Here is an 18,171-nt window from a genome sequence, read left to right on the forward strand (position 1 = left end):
GGCGGGTTGATTCATATCACACTTGCTTGAGATGTGTCACTAGCCCCGTGCAAGATCTCCCGCCTCCTCTCCCGCACAAACCATAAACGGCCGATCGGCCTGACAGCCAATTGACGGCCTGGCCTCAGCCGAAGTACTCTCCCCGTATGGACCACTTCCGACACCACCAAGCCGGTCAGCCACTTGGGTCGATCTCGTCCCTGCACGAAACGTCCCGACAGGACAGCAGCCTCCTTTCCTCGGATGATCTGTACCTTTTTAACGAGGGCACTCACTTTCATTTGTATGACAAGCTCGGGGCGCACCCCACGAGTTTCGGCGGAGTGGAAGGCACCTATTTCGCCGTGTGGGCGCCGGAAGCCGAGCAGGTGTCGGTGTTCGGAACGTTCAATCATTGGGACCCAACCCGTCATCCACTTCGCCCCTGTCAATCATCCGGCATCTGGGAAGGCTTTGTCCCCGGTGTGGGGTGCGGTACGTTGTACAAATTCCATATCCGCTCACGAAACCGCGGGGCAGTGCTCATCAAAACCGACCCGTTTGCCCGACTCAACGAGGTCCCACCGAAGTCCGCCTCGGTAGTCTGGGACCTGAACTACACCTGGCATGACCACGACTGGATGCAGTCTCGTGCCCGGCACAATGCGCTGAATGCCCCGATCAGCATTTACGAAGTGCATCTCGGCTCCTGGATGCGCGTCCCCGGCGACGGCAACCGCTCCCTGAGCTACCGTGAAGCGGCGCCGAAGTTGATCGACTATGTGCAGCGATTAGGGTTCACGCACGTGGAATTCCTGCCGCTGATGGATCATCCCTTTTTCGGGTCCTGGGGCTACCAAACAACCGGATACTTCGCTCCTTCCGGCAACTATGGCACGCCGCAGGATTTGATGTACCTGATTGATCAGCTGCATCAGCACAACATTGGCGTGATTCTGGACTGGGTCCCCTCGCACTTCCCGACGGACGAGCATGGGCTCAGCCGATTCGACGGCAGCCATCTCTTTGAACATGCGGATCCTCGCCAGGGGCTTCACCCTGATTGGGGCACCGCGGTCTTCAACTATAGTCGCAATGAAGTGCGCAGCTTTCTGATCAGCAGCGCCCTCTTCTGGCTAGAGCAATACCACGCGGATGGACTTCGGGTGGATGCGGTCGCCTCAATGTTGTACCTGGACTATTCGCGGAAGGAAGGGGAATGGATCCCCAATCGCCATGGCGGGCGGGAAAATTTGGACGCCATTACCTTTCTTCGCCAGCTCAATGAAGAAATCTATCGCCGACACCCGGACGTGCAGACCTATGCGGAGGAATCGACTTCCTGGCCGTCCGTGTCACGCCCCACGTACGCTGGCGGATTGGGGTTCGGCATGAAGTGGGATATGGGCTGGATGCACGACACCCTCGAGTACATGGCGCTGGATCCGGTCTATCGCAAACACCATCACCGGAATCTCACCTTTCGTATGCTGTATGCGTTTCAAGAGAACTTTCTGTTGCCTCTGTCCCACGACGAAGTGGTACATGGGAAAGGTTCACTCCTGGGGAAAATGCCCGGGGACGACTGGCAAAAGTTCGCCAACCTCCGTGTGCTTTTTGGCTACATGTACGCGCAGGCGGCCAAGAAACTGCTGTTCATGGGAGGCGAAATCGGCCAGTGGCGGGAGTGGGCCCATGACGACAGCATTGATTGGAACCTCCTGCAATACCCGCCTCATCAGGGTGTACAGCGATGGGTCGCCGACCTCAATCGCCTATACCGCACGGAGCCGGCCCTCCATGAATGTGACTTTGATCCTCGCGGGTTTGAGTGGATCGATTGTCAAGATGCGGACACCGGAGTCATCAGCCTCCTACGCCATGGCCGATCATCTCCGCAGAGTGTTGCCATCGTCTGCAATTTCACACCGGTGCCGCGCCAGCAGTATCGAGTTGGCGTCCCGCACGGAGGCTATTGGAAAGAGTTGCTGAACAGCGATGCCTCGACCTACGGCGGCAGTGGGATGGGAAATCTCGGCGGCCTGTCGGCCGAGCCGGTTCCCGCCCATGGGCATGCCCACTCCCTGGTCATGACCCTGCCTCCGCTGGCTGTGCTGTTCTTCAAACATGCCGACTGACCTCACGCTTCGACTCGCCTTTCCGCTTCCGCTCAGGTAGGATCACCGCAACGATCGTGGATCATCGGGTCCGGGATATTGGGACTACTGAGGAGGCAACAATGGTCATGCCTATCCGTACACTTTCGAGCTGGCAGAGCTTAGGCCTATTGACTCTCTGCCTCATGCTCACGCATTGCTCCCACGACATCCATGAGAAACGCGCGAGCACCGTCAAAGACCATGTTGAAGCCTTTTACGATCACCTGACGCACGATCGCGTGGCGGCCGCCGTCCGGGAAAACGAAGCCATCGAACAGCTTTCCGCACAACTGGGGGAGATTATTACGAAGCGAGTCAACCATCCCGGGACCAACCCGGTGGATCGTGAGTGGACCGACCTCCGCACCGCCAATGAAACGGCCGCTCAAAATTGGCTGGCCCTGGGCCAATATCTCTCGATCAAAAAGCAGTATGCCCAATCCCGCGCGACCTACCAACGCGTCATCGATACGTACACCGGTGCCAGCGAACGAACCTATCGTGAACAAGCCGCACGGGCCATACGTGACCTCGATATCCTGAGCCCAGCTCCTGCGACACGCGAACGATAGCAGCTAGTACACGCCTATGATGCTGAGACCAATACATCGACTGACCATTCTGCTCTTTGTTGCATGCCTCATCGGATCCGGGTGCGTCCACAGGGTTCATCTCTCGGTTCCCGAGACCGGCACCACTCCCTCACCCATTCCGGCGAACGCACAACTCGAAGTCCCGTTTCTCGCAATAGAGGGTGCGGATCATATGCCGGGAATCCCGCTTTTCGAATGGCCGGTGCAAGATCTTCGGCAAGCCATCACCCAGTACTTTACTCAACGGCAGACGTTCACCACGATCCGGACTGAACCTGCTGATCTTCGCCTTGTCGTCAAAGCCTGGCTTACCCTGCGCGCCCCGGACCGCTACCTCTACCGTGTCCATTTGGAATCCGACGTCTCACTCCCCGGACAAGCACCGATAAAAACTTACGCTGCGGAAGGAGAGGCTCTGGGATCATCAGTGCGTTGGGTCACCACATCCGACCAGGAGCCTATTGCCGCGGCTACCGCTCAAGCTCTGCAGCAGCTCGCTACTCAGATTGAAGCGGATCGGGAGGCGTTCCTGAACGTTCTTCATCACTAAGGCCACACGGATTCCCCCTTCAAATAACGACCTTACCAGCTGCCGCGCCTCACGGCCGCTCGACGCTCCGACTCGGCACTGACCAAAGACATGTCGCAATAGATTGCTAGGTGATACGGTTGAGGCGGCGAGTGTGCGCAGCTGGCGTATACGTTCAGATACAATTCCGTATCGGTTCAGATACGGAATTGGCACACCGGTGAGTTGATTCTCTCTTACTGAATCCAGCGTACCTGTCCCCTCAATCAATGATAGCCATCAGAGGATGCTTTTTTGCCCAGGCTTACCAGACGGGCATCACGTTTGCTTGCCACTTCATCCGCAACCCCAGTCTCCAATTTGCTTCCCCAGGAATTGAGACATGCGGATCATGCGGATGGTGCCAAGAATCGCTCTAATTGAAAAGAAAGTGCCAGTGTGTCCAAACGCATAATTCTGTGTTTCGACGGCGAATGGCACCGACCTCCCGACACTGGCAGATGGGCGTCTGCACCGACTATCGCTGGTCAGCCATTCTGGTCTTGCAACGGAGACCACTCGGACCGAAAGACCAACGTTCGCCAGCTCTATCGATCCATTCTCCCGCAGACCGATAAGGGACTCCTTCAACAAAAGCGGTACGACTCCGGCACCGACATGGCCTGGTTTCATCGTTTTCGCGACGGACCATTCGGCTATGGACTGGATCGCACTATCCTCCTGAGCTATGCCTACCTGGCAGCGACCTATGAACCAGGCGATGAGCTGTTCGTCTATGGATTCAGCCGAGGTGCCTATACTGCCCGATGCCTCGTGGGGCTCCTCGCAACCGCTGGCCTTCCTTCATCAACACTGCTTGATCAAGACCTTGTCCGCTTCACACGTGAAACCACGACCACATCTCCGGTCGAAACTGGGGGTGCGCCCGATCTGACTGATTGCCTCCTGCAAATGGTTCTCAAGCCCGTCAGGCATGTTCTTGACGAAGGATACCGGTACTATCGAAGCACACACACATACACAATCGACTCCAACGCTTCCGCTTCGAAGCGACGAGGCTTTCAACATGTCATCGTGACACTCCTCGGACTCTGGGACACCGTGGGTCCGTTGGGAATACCCACAAATGCACTCAAGTGGCTAAATGAATCCCGGTATAATTTTCACGATACTGAACTAAGCCCTATCGTACAACGGGCCTACCACGCGCTCGCCATTGATGAACACCGGGTCGACCACAACGCGACGCTCTGGACCTCCCCTGCAGTATCTGGGCAAATCATTGAACAGCGATGGTTTGCCGGAGCGCATGGAGATCTCGGCGGGATCTATCCTGATCGGGATCTAGCCAATATTTCCTTGGAGTGGATACTACGAAGTTCAATCGGAAACGGGCTAGCGATTGCCCCACGCAGCATGCCGGCAAATGGGAACGCACTAAGTCCGCTTCACGATTCGTTCAGTGAATCGTTTGTCGGGCTTAGGAAATGGATTCATTCACGATTCTATCGACCCGTCATGCAAACCGGTACCAGCACCGAGGTGTTAGATGGGTCTGTCCACACACGCTTGCTCGAGAGGCCCTCTTACAGGCCGAAGAACGAAGGCCTCAGCAGCTTACTGACATTTCACTAGTCAGACACCTGGCAAGAACGGAATGAGGAGTGGAGCACAGCAGAACTTTCACGCGGTGTGGAGCCCTATTCAACTGCCAAGGGCTTCGGTACTTGCATAGTGGGACCGCACATCGGCCTGATCCCAAGAAATGACATTCATGCGTACCATTCGAAAGACTATGACAGCCTCTGCCCGGACATACCCATCTTAAGGGTTCAAAACACGGGAGGCTGCTCGCCCAATACCCGGGATGAACGCCCTGGCCCGAATCCATCCACCTCTCATCATTCGGCTGGAATCAGGGCCAACAACGCTCAACCCGCACACCCGCGCATAAAAGTATCCGAACATTGCAAACATCACCACTTTAAGTACCTGCGACGCGAGAACGAGATGCGCATAGAATTGGGAGTTCGTCAGACTCCCGGAGTAACCGAGCTCAAGAATCAGTGTCGGAACTACAGCGCCAATCCCAACCACCCACCAGGCTGTCTTATGGAACTGTCCAGAAGAAAGCACCACGACAAGCGGCATGGCAAGCAGCACGGCACCGTATGGATGGCTATGGAAACTCGCGATAAGCGTTCCTAGCAGAGTGAGAAGAACCTTCACCGGGAAATCCGCCGCATTGGGGTTCCATTCACCTCGCCACACCCAGGCAAGAGAGAACAATGTGGCTGCCGCCAACGCGAGGGTCAGCAGCGTTCCATTTCTTCCATAAATGCTCGGGTAGAGATCCAGGATGACGGATCGCCAATTGATCATGACCGCCGGATCATCCCCTCGAAATTGCGCCATTCCGCTAAATGCAGCAGGATAGGCACGTAGTCCGTGTACACCACTGACCAACACCGAAGCCCCCAGAATTATGCTTCCGGCGGCACCTGCACCTAAAACAGCAGACCAGCGTCGTTTCCAGAGCAAAAGCAGTCCCAGTAGCAGGCCATAGTGAGGCTTGAGCAGCAGACATCCCAGCCACATACCTGCCCGAAACTCTCGCCCACCGCGCATGGCTAAATAAAACTCGGTAATACACCACGCCAGCATGATCTGGATTTGCCCAACATAGAAACTAAGTACCACGGGGTAGGATCCCAGGAATAACAAAATGGTGGTTGGTTTATCGAGCGATCCACAATGGCTCGCCAACCGCCAGCCAATGATCAGGGCCAAGCACAAATTTAAACAAAACCATAGAGCAAAACTGACCGGTGGTGAAATCCATGTAAACGGTCGAAGTGCCCAGGCGAATATCGGAGGATAGGGGACGGGGCCGACAATAATATCCGCCGTCCATCCTTGATAACTCGGATCGCTGTTATACCGATCTAACAATTTTCGGTAGGGGCCGTCCGCAGCCGACAGGTCGTAAATTTGAGAGGAGGCCCCGGAATCCATAACTGCTGACTGGGCGAGGTACAGCGCATAATCGGTGCCCAAATTCAGGAACAGCCCCATCCCCTGGTAGGATCGCCAGACAAAACAGAGACTGCACAAGACCAGTCCGAGTGCCAGGGCACGCAGACACCACATCTTCACGACAGGCGAGATCCGCCCTAACCCTTGGGCCCGCAAAGCGCTCAAGCTCAGACCATGTGTTTCCTGCACTCCCCGCATCACTCACCCCCTAGACCGCCGACTGCACGGGAGGCGATCGGTTGCGACAACATGTTCGTGACCGCAATGGACACGACACGCTCCAAACGATATCGCTGAATGGCTGTATCGACAATCCATCAATAGTTGGGCAACTGACGCGTTGACCTGCTGGCTTGCTTCATCAATCCGGATGTTCCTTGATTTTCATTCACGCCTTAGGCAACTAGCTGGGCACAGCATCGTTCACAACACCTTGAGCCCGCTTCCAGCCGTCTCCTGTCCCTCTCCCGGCATCAAGCCTGTACCCCGATAGACGTACCCTTTTTGCAGACTATCTGACGCTCCAGAAGCGCGATACCCTCAAGACCTGTGTGTGTCCGATAGAACGGTGCCGTAGAAGGAGGCCACGATGAGGCGAAAGAGAAACGTGAAATTTCTTGTCCACTGCAGGCTTTCCGGTATGGCCACCGGCTGTGCGGAGCAAGCGCAGATTTATCATCAGGAACAGAGCGCCGTACACCGCACAACCTTCCACAGACTGATCGATGGCGACTATCTCGCGATTCAGCTGCACGTTCAGACAGATCGCCGGCCGCTTTCGGTGAGTTTAGCGAAGGTGCTGTGGATACAGGGGGAGCGATTTGGGGTGGAACTGCTGATCATGGATGCTGATGAGCGCATTCGGCTCGACCAATTCCTCGAAACGACTCTTCCACTAGAGCTGGAGGTTCAGAGTACACGCTCGGAACTCATTATTAGCGCGGCAGAATAAGTGACCATCCACGCCAACAAAAATCGTCCACTCAGGTACGGAGGCAGTCATTGCACCGCAGGAACGTCCAGAAATGTTTCCCCCCAAGGAGGTACTTCCTTCTGGTCTACCGCAGAGGAGCGTTCGAGTCTAGGCTTACACATAGGCACTGAACCATGGAGGAACCTACGATGAACTGTTCTCGCTGCACTGGCTGTATGGTCGAAGATTTTCTGTTGGATATGGAGGACTCCTCTGGCCCGATGTGGCTCCAGGCACGGCGATGCATGAACTGCGGAAATATTGATGAACAGGTGCTGCGGAACAATCGGCTGGCAAAGGAGGCGCAGATCCTTGCCTCGACCGCTCCTGTTCAAGGGCGAAAAGCCGAGCGCGTCTCTCTGAGTGACGAGGGCATGGCCCATCTCGCCGCTTAGGGTGACGCCGACTGGTCGGGATAAGCCGACCATATTCTTTACCGAATCTGTGGAACGACTAGCATGTCCATTGATGTAGAGCTGGCCCTGATCCTGGGGCTATTCATAATCGGCGCCGTGGTGCTCGCAATCGACAACCTTGTGTATGCCTTGTCCAGACGATGGAGTCGTTGGATGCACGAGCGAAAATCCTCGCACCGCTCTCTCCCCTCACCTGGCTCACCCCAGAGAAAACGGTTGTAACGGAATGTGCGGACATTCAATGGCTCAGCATCACATCGGCACACGACAGGCACTCGCGCGCGACACCAATCCATAGTCGGAGGCTTATTCAACAAGTCTTGTGGTCGAGAGACGAAAGGAGGTTTTAGTGCCAGGTCCCACATCCAAAACAGTCCGACGCGGAACGTCGCATGCAGAACGCCGTGACGGCATTCCACAGACGCTTCTCTTTCTTATCCTCAAACAGCTAGAGGGACATCCGTCAGGTGCCAGCAACCAACAGGATACCCTCAAATGACCTCCTGGCACTTGACGGTATTGCGAGACGCGGCCATTGTCTATGGACTCACGTTTGCCGCAGGAATCGGCATGGCCCTAGCCGGAATCACACTCCAGAGTGATCCAGCGGCCGCGTACTTGTCGAACCTGCTGTCAGGAGCCCTTGGCTTTTTAATGTCTGGAATTCGCGCCGTCTCTTACCGGGTCGAACACCTCGCCTGGGTGGCGGCAACCCTCTGGGCATGCAACCTCATCAACATCGTTCTGGGGTTCCAGAGCACCAGATCCTGGATCCACAGTGGCCTCACGGTTATCCTCATGGCCGTTCTTGGCGGAACCCTTTCCATGATACTCGCGCTTGCCCCGACACCCAGTCGGCCACGCTGAATCCGACCCATGCACTGCCCATCCGCCAGGAAACAATTCTGATGGATCACTTACTTTTGTGACGGCAGGAGCTTCTAGAAATAGGCTTGCGACCGCTGGAAAGACCCGTCGAGGAGTAGTGGCGGCTCAGTCTGACTGTTGGGCTTATTTCTGAGTTGCCGATGTCGGCCGTGATGGCTCAGCCGGTGACTGCCCCTCTGGCATCCATCCCCCACCAAGCGCCTTATACAACTGAACAATCGATACCAGATGCAACCGATGTGTTCCCATGAGTGCCAACTCGGCGTCAAAGAGATTGCGTTGCGCAATCAAGACATCCAAGTAATTTGCCAACCCGCCCTTATAGCGTAGGTTGGCAAGGCTTAGTGCTGACCGCAACGCTTCGACCTGTTGCAACTGTGCGGCGCGCTGGTCGCGTACTGTCCTTACCGCGACCAAAGAATCCTCCACTTCCTTAAATGCCACCAACACCGATTGCTCGTATTGGGCCACCGCCTGTCGCGCTTGTGCCTCTGCAGCTTTCTGTTGGAATCCAAGGATTTGCGCATTCAATAACGGGGCAGCCAAACCGGGCCCGGCGACCCCGAATGCCGTCTCATTGGCCACCAACCGAGACAAGTGCGGGCTCGCTACCCCTAGAATCCCGGTAATACTCAATTTGGGAAACCGGTCGGCCTTGGCCATTCCGATTCGGGCCGTGGCAGCGGCCAGATCTTGTTCGGCCTGCAAAATATCCGGACGCCGTTGAAGGAGCTCGGAAGGAAGCCCGGGTGGCACCTCTGGCGGCATGACCTGATCGGTAAGTGAATGCCCGCGTGCGATCCGCCCGGGGTTTCGGCCCAGCAATACACTCAACTGATTTTCCTTCTGCACCTTTTGCCGCTCGAACTCTGCGGCCTTAGCCGCGGCATTGGCCCGTTCAGCCTCGAACTGATCGGCATCGAGCTTGGAGATCATGCCCTGTCGCAAGCGAGCCTGCGCAATCCTGACCGATTCTTCCCAGGATTTGAGAGTGCGGTGGGCAATGTCGAGCTGCATGTCAAACTGCAACAAGTCGAAGTAGGCCTCGGCCACGCCACTGACCAGCTGCAACACAATGGCACGTCGATTTTCCTCTCGAGACAAGAGATCGCCCCGCGCCGCCTCATTGGACCGGCGAATTCGTCCCCAGATATCGATCTCCCAGGACAGATTCCCTTGCAAGTAATAGTTGAACGGGTTGGGAAATCCGGGGAAGAGAAAGTTGCTCTTACGACCGAAGAGCGGAGCGTTAGCCGTCACATTCATTTGCGGAGCGAAGTCGGTCTTCGCGACAAACAATCGGGCCTGAAATTCTTCGACCGCCGCCGCGGCACGCTTGAGGTCTTTGTTTTCCTCCAACGCCGTCCTAATCAGCTTTTGAAGTTCTTGGTCCTTCAGCAACTCCCACCAGGGCGTATTGGCTATGGACGCGGCTTCACCGCCAGGCCCCGCCATGCGGAATGCATCAGGAGTCGTGGCATCAGGTCGGGTGAAATCAGGGCCGACCGCACAGGCCGCCAGAAGAGTCGAAGAAAGCACCAAGGCCAATCTACGCATGCTGATAATCACGCTCCTTTTCAGGTTCATCCGGCCCCTTGTGGATGGAAGGAGGAATCTGATTTTTCTGACTACGACTCAGCGAACGAATCAACACAAAGAACAGCGGCACAAAGAAAATTGCGAGGAACGTGGCGGCCAACATTCCACCGAAGACCCCCGTCCCAATTGAGTTTCGACTGGCAGCTCCGGCGCCGGTCGCAATCACCAAGGGAACGACACCAAGAATGAAGGCCATTGACGTCATGACGATCGGGCGGAACCGGAGCTTGGCCGCCTCGATAGTCCCCTCCAGCAAGTGATGACCTTCCTCATACCGTTTGTTGGCAAACTCCACGATGAGAATGGCATTCTTCGCCGAAAGGCCGATGAGCGTGACCAGACCGATCTGGAAATAGATGTCATTCGTCATCCCCTTCAACCAGACGGCGCTCAATGCGCCGAACAAGCCGATCGGAACCGCGAGGATGACCGCAAAGGGAACCACCCAACTTTCATATTGCGCCGCCAATACCAGAAACACCATCAACAACCCAAAGCCGAAGGCATACAGCGATTGATTGCCGACCATGCGTTCCTGATAGGAAATGCCACTCCAATCGATTCCATATCCTTGCGGTACCAGGACCTCCTTCCCCAATTTATCAAGCGCATCCAACACCTGCCCAGAGCTCACCCCCGGCGCGGCCGAGCCCAGCACGAGCGCCGTATTGTATCCATTGAAATGGGTCACAGGATCGGGACCGCTGCTGAACTCCGTATTCACGACCGTATCCAAAGGAATCATGGTTGGTCCCTGCGCGCCAACGGCCCGCACATAAATCTTGGAAATATCGTCCGGTGTTGAGCGATATTGCGCCTCAGCCTCTGTCTGTACGCGAAAGACGCGACCGAACTTGACGAAGTCATTGATGTATAGGTTGCCGAAATAGGCCTGCAACGTATCAAAAACCTCCGAAATAGGCACGCCTAACGCTTTGGCGCGCTCGCGGTTTACTTTGGCGAAAATTCGCGGAGCACTGACGCGAAAGCTGGTTCCGATGGCACCGATCGCCGGATTCTGCCGCGCTTTGGCCACAAACTCCTGCGCCACCGCCGAGAATTTATTGAAGTCGCCGCCGCTGGGATCTTGGAGCTGTATGGAAAACCCACCCGTTGCGCCGAGTCCTCGGATCGACGGCGCGTTAAAGGCCAGGATCAACGCTTCCGGAATCTTCGCAAATTCACCATAGGCCGCACCGATCAACGATTTGACATGTTGCTGCGGTGCCGTCCGCTCATCCCAATGCCTCAGCGGAACAAACATGGTCGCCGCATTGGGGCCACGTGTACTGAACACGAAATTTTGACCCGAAAGCGCATCCGTTGAATGAATCGCCGGATTGGCCAAAAAGTAGCTTTCGATCTTGCTCAATACCGTATCCGTACGCTGCTTCGAGGCCCCATCCGGTAGTTGCACGATCGTGATGAAATATCCCTGGTCTTCTTCCGGCAAAAAACTATTCGGAATGATCCTGAACAACAGAAACACCCCGACAAGAAGGACGGCGAATACCGCAACCGACAGCACACGCCGCGTCAGCGCCATCCCGACCGTCGAGATATAGCGCCCCTGCATCCAGGAAAAGGTCCGGTTGAACAAACCAAACAGTCCATGATGCCGTTCTTCGCCCGGCTTGAGGACCAGGGCGCAGAGGGCAGGGCTGAGCGTCAACGCCACAAAACCTGAAATAATAACGGCAATGGAAATCGTGATGGCGAATTGCTTGTAGAGCTCCCCGGTGATACCGCCGAGAAAGCCGACGGGCACGAACACCGCGCACAACACCAGCACAATGGCGATCACCGGCCCTGTCACTTCTTCCATTGCCCGCTTGGCGGCGTTCTTCGCCGAAAGCTTGCCCTGGGTCATGTGCCGTTCGCAATTTTCCACGACGACGATGGCATCGTCCACCACGATGCCGATGGCCAGGACCATCCCGAACAAGGTCAGGGTATTGATCGAGAACCCCAGCGCCTGCATGCCGGCGAACGTGCCGATCAGAGACACCGGCACCGCCACACCTGGTATCAACGTCGCGCGCCAGCTTTGCAAGAAGAGGTACACCACCAGGATGACGAGCACCATCGCCTCGCCCAGCGTCTTCACCACCTCTTTGATGGAGACTTCGATAAAGCGGGTGGTGTCATACGGAATGTCGTACGACACGCCGGTGGGAAACCCTTTGGACACCTCTGCCAATTCAGCGCGAACCCGCTTCACCGTTTCCAGCGCGTTCGCCCCCGGTGAAAGGAACGTCAACAGAAACACGTTCGGCTTGCCGTTCCAGCGCCCTTCCAGCGTATAGGATTGCGCTCCCAGTTCAACACGGGCGACGTCCTTCAACCGGACCATGGACCCATTGGGCATGGCGCGGACGATCATCTCCTCGAAGTCCTTCACTTCCGTGAGGCGGCCTTGCGTAATGACGGGAATCGTCAGCTCGGTGCCCTTCAACGCCGGCTCCCGCCCGATAGTCCCGGCGGGAAAATCACGGTTCTGCTCGCGAACGACATTCGCAATGTCCGTCGGCGTGAGGCTAAGTTGAGCCATGCGAATCGGGTCCAGAATCAGCCGCATTGAATAATTCTGGGACCCGAACACGATCGCATTCCCCACGCCACGAAGGCGCTTCAGGTTGTCGAGGACGCGAAGAATCGCATAATTGGAAAGATAGACCGTGTCATGCGTCGGATCGGTCGAACTCAACGCGACGACGGCCAACAGGTCCGGCGAAACCTTGTTGATGCTGATGCCTTGCCGGACGACTTCGGGCGGCAGCTGGGGCTCCGCGAGTTTCACCCGATTCTGCGTCTGGACCTGCGCGATATCGACATCCGTGCCGATTTCGAAGGTCAACTTGATCGACATGTGCCCGTCGTTCGTACTGGTGGAATCGTAGTACAGCAGGTTGTCGATGCCGGGGAGTTGCACTTCAATCGGCCGCGCCACCGAATCGGCCAGAATTTCCGCGTTGGCGCCGGGATAGTCGGCTTCGATCTGCACAACGGGAGGAGTGATTTCGGGGAACTGGGCGATCGGGAGCGCCTGCAAGGCGACTAAGCCGATCACCACGATGACGATCGACAATACCGAAGCAAAAATCGGGCGATCGATAAAGAAATGCGAGATCACGAAGCGCGCTCCGGCTGCGTCGGAGGAGCAGTCGGAACGGTCGAGGCACCGGCGGCGGGAACCGGCACAGGTTTCACCGGCGCCCCGGGCGCGATTTTATGCAGGCCCTCTACAATAATGCGATCGCCGACATGTACCCCTTCTTCGACAATCCACTGGTTCCCCTGCCAACTCGTCGCCACAATCTCCCGCATCTCAACTTTATCGTCCTTGCCCACAACGAACACGATGGAACCCTTTGCGCCCTGCTGCACCGCGCGTTGCGGCACCAGGATCGCGCCGGTCTTGAGGGTGCCCTTGAACCGCACCCGCACGAACTGTCCCGGCAACAACACCCGGTCCGGATTGGGAAATACCACCCGCGCCTGCCTCGATCCCGTGTCGGTTTTCAAACCCACATCGAGCAGATCCAACACGCCTTCATGCTGGTAGGTCGTTCCGTCGACAAACGTGAGCACGCCGCGCAATTGGTACACACCGGGATGCTGAATGCGTTTGGCATCGGTATCGCGCCTGCGTTTCAGCAAAAAACTCTCCGGCGCACTGACGATCACATACATGGGATCGACTTGATGAATCATGGTCAGCAAGTCCGTTTGTGCCGACACCAATCGGCCTTCATACACACGAGTGCGTTCGATCATCCCGCTGATAGGCGCGATGATCAGCGTATTATCGAGATCGAATTTGGCTTTGACGAGTTCCGCCTTCGCGCCTTCGAGGGCGGCTTTCGCGGCCAGTTCTTCCGCCACCGCATCATCCACATCCTTGGTACTCACGGCCTGTTCCGCCAACAGCGGTTTCACGCGGGCTAAATTCTGCTTAGCCTGGACAAGGCGCGCTTCGGACTGAGCCACTTTCGCCTTCGCGCTCAGCATCGCGGCATGGAAGGGCACGGGATCGATTTGATAGAGGCGATCGCCTTTCTTGACGTCGCGGCCTTCCTTGAAAAACCACTGTTTCAAAATGCCGGTCACCTGGGAGCGTATTTCCACGGGGCGGGACGACTCCGCCTGTCCGATGAACTCCGGTTCGTCAGGCACATCCTGAGCAGCCGCCACCACAATTCCCACTTCCGGAACCTGGGGTGCCGGCGCGGAACCGGCTTCCTGCTTGCACCCCGGCAGAAGGGCCAACGCGAGCCACCCGCACACCATCGGGACTACCGTGGACCATTGCCGTCGCCTCACCATGCGTACTCCCTGCTCACAATCGGAATGACTGGACGCGCTGCCATCAACGCGAGTTCATCTTACTGGTTGGCCGTCATGTAAGCAACGGAGGCACAGCCTGCTCAAGCCTCTGCGAAGGAGCAATCCTCTGCACAGAGTTGCAGCCCGACCGCGTCAGAATGAGGCAGGCGATGGCACGGGAATGTGGGCACTGAAACTGGTCGCACTCCTCCTGTTACATTCACGATGCCGATGACGGGATGGCAGCCTCGATCGAAGGTAGCGGAAGAGCGCGCTCTTCTCACACACAGGTGAAGGCGCTCTCCGCCCCCGTCAGCCATCTGGAGCATCACTTGAGCGACTGCACCGTCTCCCGAAGTTCCTTCAATTCGGCTGCGAGCAAATCCAAGTGCTGATCGCGCTGTGGCTGATCATCCTTGAACTTCCATAGCCGTTTGAAGATCGCCGCCAGTTCCTTTTTATGAGTAACCGCCAACGCATACGTCGGCGTCTTGCGTTGCGCATCCGTCACCCCACAAAACGAATCATCCAATGCATGGAACTGATTGTGCAGATCATCAAACGCCGCATCAACCCCTTTCCCGCCCTTCGCTTTCGAGGCAGTGGCCTCCATCATGCTGGTCAGGTTCACGAGGGTCTCCGCTCCATTCGCGCCCTTGGCCTGTGTCGCGTAGTCGCCGGCACGTGGATAAAACAGGTAGCTACACCCGCTCAGCGTGGTCAGCATGAGCGCCGTCATGAGCAATCCGGTCACACGTTGCATGGCTTCCTCCTTTGCCGGATTAGGATACCCGCCTGGGCAAGCATCTCGTTGCCATGAGGGTATCGCAAAACGCTTACGGTTTTCTCGTATAAGTGATCTCGAGCACTTTTGATTCCTTTTGCCCGTGATGCGTGCCGTACATTTCGAAGGTCTGGGTATTGCTGTCCGCAATCTTCCAGACTGCGCGGTGATGCATCTGGCCTCCGCCCGGCTCCGGATGCGAGCCCTTCAACGTGATGGTCCTGCCGTCGGCTCCGGCCGTGCCTTCCATAATAAAGAGGCCCGTGCCCATGCTGTCCATCCAGGCGGTGACATACTTCTTCTTCATGTTGTCGTAGCCGTCGATCCCGATTCCGGAGTAGGACTGCCCCATCATGGTGCCCCGGTATTCCTGATAGATAAATCGGCCGTCCATCAAGGTCTTGATCTCGGCCGTTCCCTCCGATTCCGTCGCGGGCTTGCCCGGCTCCATCCACTCCTTGGCCTTGGTCGTCCAACTGCCGGCCAGGCTTGCCAGCATTTTGTGCGGCTCGCCCGGCGTGGCCAGTTGCTTCCAGAGCTCCATCATCGCGTCCTTGTCCATAGGCGTGCCGCCCTGCTTTTCCTTGGCCATGGCGGGAGCCGCCATCAACAACGCACAGAGGCACAACATCATGACACATGAGCGTCGCATGGGAACCTCCTTCTCAGACGCGGCAACCGGATCGGTCGCCGACAGGGTCAACGATAACCGGCCGCATCGGCCGGCCTTCCTGCATCATGCCCGTCGCGAAATCTGTTCTCGCATCCGGTCTTCGTGCGCTCTCAACTCGGGGGTCAATTCGGAACCGAAATCTTCGGCCTCAAACAACGGCCGGATTTCGATTTCGGACTCCTCTCCCGGCATCGGATTGGGACAGCGCTTCACCCACTCGATCGCCTCATCCATCGATCGGCACTGCCACAGCCAGTAGCCTGCGACGACCTCGTTCGTTTCGGCGAAAGGCCCGCCGGTGACAACGCGCTTGGAGCCGGAGAATCGCACCCGGGCGCCTTTGCGGCTTGGATGCAACCCCTCGCCAGCCAGCATGATGCCGGCGTCGACCAACGCTTGATTGTATTGCATCATCGCGGTCAGCAATTCCTGAGTCGGCATCACGCCCGCTTCGGAATTCTTTGTCGCCTTGACCAGAATCATGAACTTCATCATGGGCCTCCTTTGGGACACGTCGCACTCAAAGTCGCGACTGCACCCGCCGCTGGCAACTCGTTTCAACAGCCTGCTTACCCGCCGGCCATGGCGCCGACGATCAACAGCGGCTCCTGCCCCTGGGCCACGGCATCGGGCAACGGTCTATCGTCCGGCTCGTGGGAGAGATCCTGTTCGCAGGCAAAGAACCGGATGAACGGCCGTCGCCGCTTGGCCGCATGGTCGCGGATGGTCCCCCGCAACATGGGAAACCGAGCCTCCAACGCATCGAGCACCGACCGTTGCGTCACAGGCTCGACCACCTCCAACGACAGCTCTCCCTCAATCCTCGCCAGCGCTCGCAAATGTTGCGGTAAAATCACACGCACCATGGATTGAGCTCCAAACGTTGTTCGTATCTCATTGGATCAGACGCGTATCACGTGAAGCGTCGCTCCTATCTCGCCTGCTCGAAACGGCGGACGCAAATCACTAGCCGTCAGTTTCGGGCCGGCTGCTCAAAATGGCCGTCACAGGGTTTGGACTTCGACGGACAACACCCCCGGCAAATTGCTCACAATCGACGTCCAACTGTCGCCACCATTTGCCGACGCGTAGACTTGCCCCCCGGTCGTCCCGAAATAGATGCCGCAGGGATCGCAAGCATCCACCGCCATCGCATCGCGGAGAATGTTCACATAGCAATGTTCCTGCGGCAGGCCGTTGGTCAACGCCTCCCATTCATTGCCTCCGGTCTTGCTGCGATAGACGCGCAGTTTTCCGTCCGGCGGATAATGTTCGGAGTCGCTCTTGATCGGTACGACGTAGACCGTCTCTGGCTCATGGGCATGCACCGCGATGGGAAATCCAAAATCCGTCGGCAGATTGCCGCTGATCTCGTGCCAAGAATCGCCGCCGTTGTCGCTGCGCATGACGTCCCAATGCTTCTGCATGAAGAGGACATTCGGACGTGACGGATGCATGGTAATGCGGTGCACGCAATGGCCGACTTCCGCATCCGGGTCCGGCAACTCATACTGAGACAGCAACCCCTTGTTCGTCGGCGTCCAAGTCTGCCCGCCATCCTCAGTCCGAAACGTACCGGCTGCCGAGATCGCCACGAACATGCGGTTCGGTTGCCGTTGATCGAGCAGGATCGTATGCAGACACATCCCCCCGGCGCCCGGCTGCCAGAGTTGCCCCTTGGCGCTGCGTAACCCGGCCAGCTCCCTCCAGGTTCGTCCGCCGTCCGTCGATTTGAAGAGCGCGGCATCCTCAACCCCAGCATACACGGTGTCGGGCTCCGTCGGGGAAGGCTCCAGGTGCCAGACACGTTTGAATTCCCAGGGACGCTGCGTGCCGTCGTAATGCTGGTGCGTCGTGAGCGGCTTGCCGGTTTCCGCGGACTGGTCGTAGAGGAACATGTTGCTCTCCCCCTTCGGCATGCCGTCCGGCCCCATCAGATCCTCCGGTTTCGTCCCGGGAGGGTTCCAGGTCTTCCCGCCATCATCTGATCGTTGGATGACTTGTCCGAACCAGCTGCTCGTCTGTGACGCGTAGAGCCGATCGGGGTCAGCGGGCGAGCCGGTCAGGTGATAGATCTCCCACCCGCCCCACAGGGGCCCCTGCACGTCCCACTTCTTGCGCGTTCCATCCGACGACAGGATGAACGCCCCCTTCTTGGTTCCCACCAACACTCGTACGCGGCTCATATCAAACTCCTTCCGCTGTGAATCGTCTCT

At 57.2% G+C, this 18,171-nt stretch carries 16 protein-coding genes; 7 read left to right on the forward strand and 9 right to left on the reverse strand.

The annotated features are described in order from the left end of the window. The first annotated feature begins 146 nt into the window (after nt 1-146). The 4 genes from glgB to JNL86_05135 all read left to right on the forward strand — a co-directional run bounded on the left by glgB (nt 147) and on the right by JNL86_05135 (nt 4,895). Nucleotides 147-2,117: a 1,4-alpha-glucan branching protein GlgB gene (gene glgB / locus JNL86_05120; GenBank protein ID MBL8042281.1), complete on the forward strand. Its 1,971-nt coding sequence runs from the start codon at nt 147-149 to the stop codon at nt 2,115-2,117. A 107-nt stretch (nt 2,118-2,224) separates the two neighbouring features. Then, nucleotides 2,225-2,710: a hypothetical protein gene (locus JNL86_05125; protein ID MBL8042282.1), complete on the forward strand. Its 486-nt coding sequence runs from the start codon at nt 2,225-2,227 to the stop codon at nt 2,708-2,710. Nucleotides 2,711-2,726: 16 nt separating this feature from the next. After that, complete coding sequence (locus JNL86_05130) at nt 2,727-3,281, forward strand: hypothetical protein (protein ID MBL8042283.1); 555 nt, start codon at nt 2,727-2,729, stop codon at nt 3,279-3,281. Nucleotides 3,282-3,698: 417 nt separating this feature from the next. Continuing rightward, nucleotides 3,699-4,895, forward strand: coding sequence for a DUF2235 domain-containing protein (locus JNL86_05135; GenBank protein MBL8042284.1), 1,197 nt, complete (start codon nt 3,699-3,701; stop codon nt 4,893-4,895). A 189-nt stretch (nt 4,896-5,084) separates the two neighbouring features. Here JNL86_05135 and JNL86_05140 read toward each other — a convergent pair whose 3' ends face one another. Next, the gene (locus tag JNL86_05140; GenBank protein ID MBL8042285.1) at nt 5,085-6,335 is read right to left on the reverse strand and encodes a DUF2029 domain-containing protein; all 1,251 of its coding nucleotides are present in this window, start codon (nt 6,333-6,335) and stop codon (nt 5,085-5,087) included. Between the two features lie 568 nt (nt 6,336-6,903). On the opposite strand from JNL86_05140, the gene JNL86_05145 reads away from it, so the two are divergent. From JNL86_05145 to JNL86_05155, 3 genes are all read left to right on the forward strand, one after another. After that, on the forward strand, nt 6,904-7,248 hold the full coding sequence (locus JNL86_05145) for a hypothetical protein (protein ID MBL8042286.1): 345 nt from the start codon (nt 6,904-6,906) through the stop codon (nt 7,246-7,248). A 170-nt stretch (nt 7,249-7,418) separates the two neighbouring features. Further along, nucleotides 7,419-7,664 carry a hypothetical protein gene (locus tag JNL86_05150; protein ID MBL8042287.1) on the forward strand — a complete coding sequence of 82 codons (246 nt, stop codon included), beginning with the start codon at nt 7,419-7,421 and terminating at the stop codon, nt 7,662-7,664. Nucleotides 7,665-8,180: 516 nt separating this feature from the next. After that, nucleotides 8,181-8,552: a hypothetical protein gene (locus JNL86_05155; protein ID MBL8042288.1), complete on the forward strand. Its 372-nt coding sequence runs from the start codon at nt 8,181-8,183 to the stop codon at nt 8,550-8,552. Between the two features lie 144 nt (nt 8,553-8,696). Here the strand turns inward: JNL86_05155 and JNL86_05160 are convergent, their stop codons facing one another. The 8 genes from JNL86_05160 to JNL86_05195 all read right to left on the reverse strand — a co-directional run bounded on the left by JNL86_05160 (nt 8,697) and on the right by JNL86_05195 (nt 18,141). Then, a complete protein-coding gene (locus JNL86_05160) occupies nt 8,697-10,130 on the reverse strand; it encodes an efflux transporter outer membrane subunit (protein ID MBL8042289.1) in 1,434 nt (477 codons plus the stop codon). Beyond that, nucleotides 10,123-13,305, reverse strand: coding sequence for a multidrug efflux RND transporter permease subunit (locus tag JNL86_05165; protein MBL8042290.1), 3,183 nt, complete (start codon nt 13,303-13,305; stop codon nt 10,123-10,125). Before JNL86_05165 ends, JNL86_05160 begins: the two co-directional genes overlap by 8 nt. Next, nucleotides 13,302-14,498, reverse strand: a complete 1,197-nt coding sequence (locus JNL86_05170; protein MBL8042291.1) for an efflux RND transporter periplasmic adaptor subunit — start codon at nt 14,496-14,498, stop codon at nt 13,302-13,304. Before JNL86_05170 ends, JNL86_05165 begins: the two co-directional genes overlap by 4 nt. Before the next feature lie 328 nt (nt 14,499-14,826). After that, nucleotides 14,827-15,261, reverse strand: a complete 435-nt coding sequence (locus JNL86_05175) for a hypothetical protein (protein ID MBL8042292.1) — start codon at nt 15,259-15,261, stop codon at nt 14,827-14,829. 73 nt (nt 15,262-15,334) lie between these two features. Then, nucleotides 15,335-15,934 (reverse strand): DUF1579 domain-containing protein, encoded by a 600-nt coding sequence (locus JNL86_05180; protein MBL8042293.1) that lies wholly within the window; start codon nt 15,932-15,934, stop codon nt 15,335-15,337. Nucleotides 15,935-16,018: 84 nt separating this feature from the next. Continuing rightward, entirely contained in the window at nt 16,019-16,447 is a 429-nt protein-coding gene (locus tag JNL86_05185; GenBank protein MBL8042294.1) for a YciI family protein, read from the reverse strand. Nucleotides 16,448-16,524: 77 nt separating this feature from the next. After that, nucleotides 16,525-16,821, reverse strand: a complete 297-nt coding sequence (locus JNL86_05190) for a MoaD/ThiS family protein (protein ID MBL8042295.1) — start codon at nt 16,819-16,821, stop codon at nt 16,525-16,527. A gap of 138 nt (nt 16,822-16,959) precedes the next feature. After that, nucleotides 16,960-18,141: an exo-alpha-sialidase gene (locus JNL86_05195; protein ID MBL8042296.1), complete on the reverse strand. Its 1,182-nt coding sequence runs from the start codon at nt 18,139-18,141 to the stop codon at nt 16,960-16,962. Between the last annotated feature and the right edge of the window lie 30 nt (nt 18,142-18,171).

The organism is Nitrospira sp. (assembly GCA_016788885.1).
Classification (GTDB): Bacteria; Nitrospirota; Nitrospiria; order Nitrospirales; family Nitrospiraceae; genus Nitrospira_A.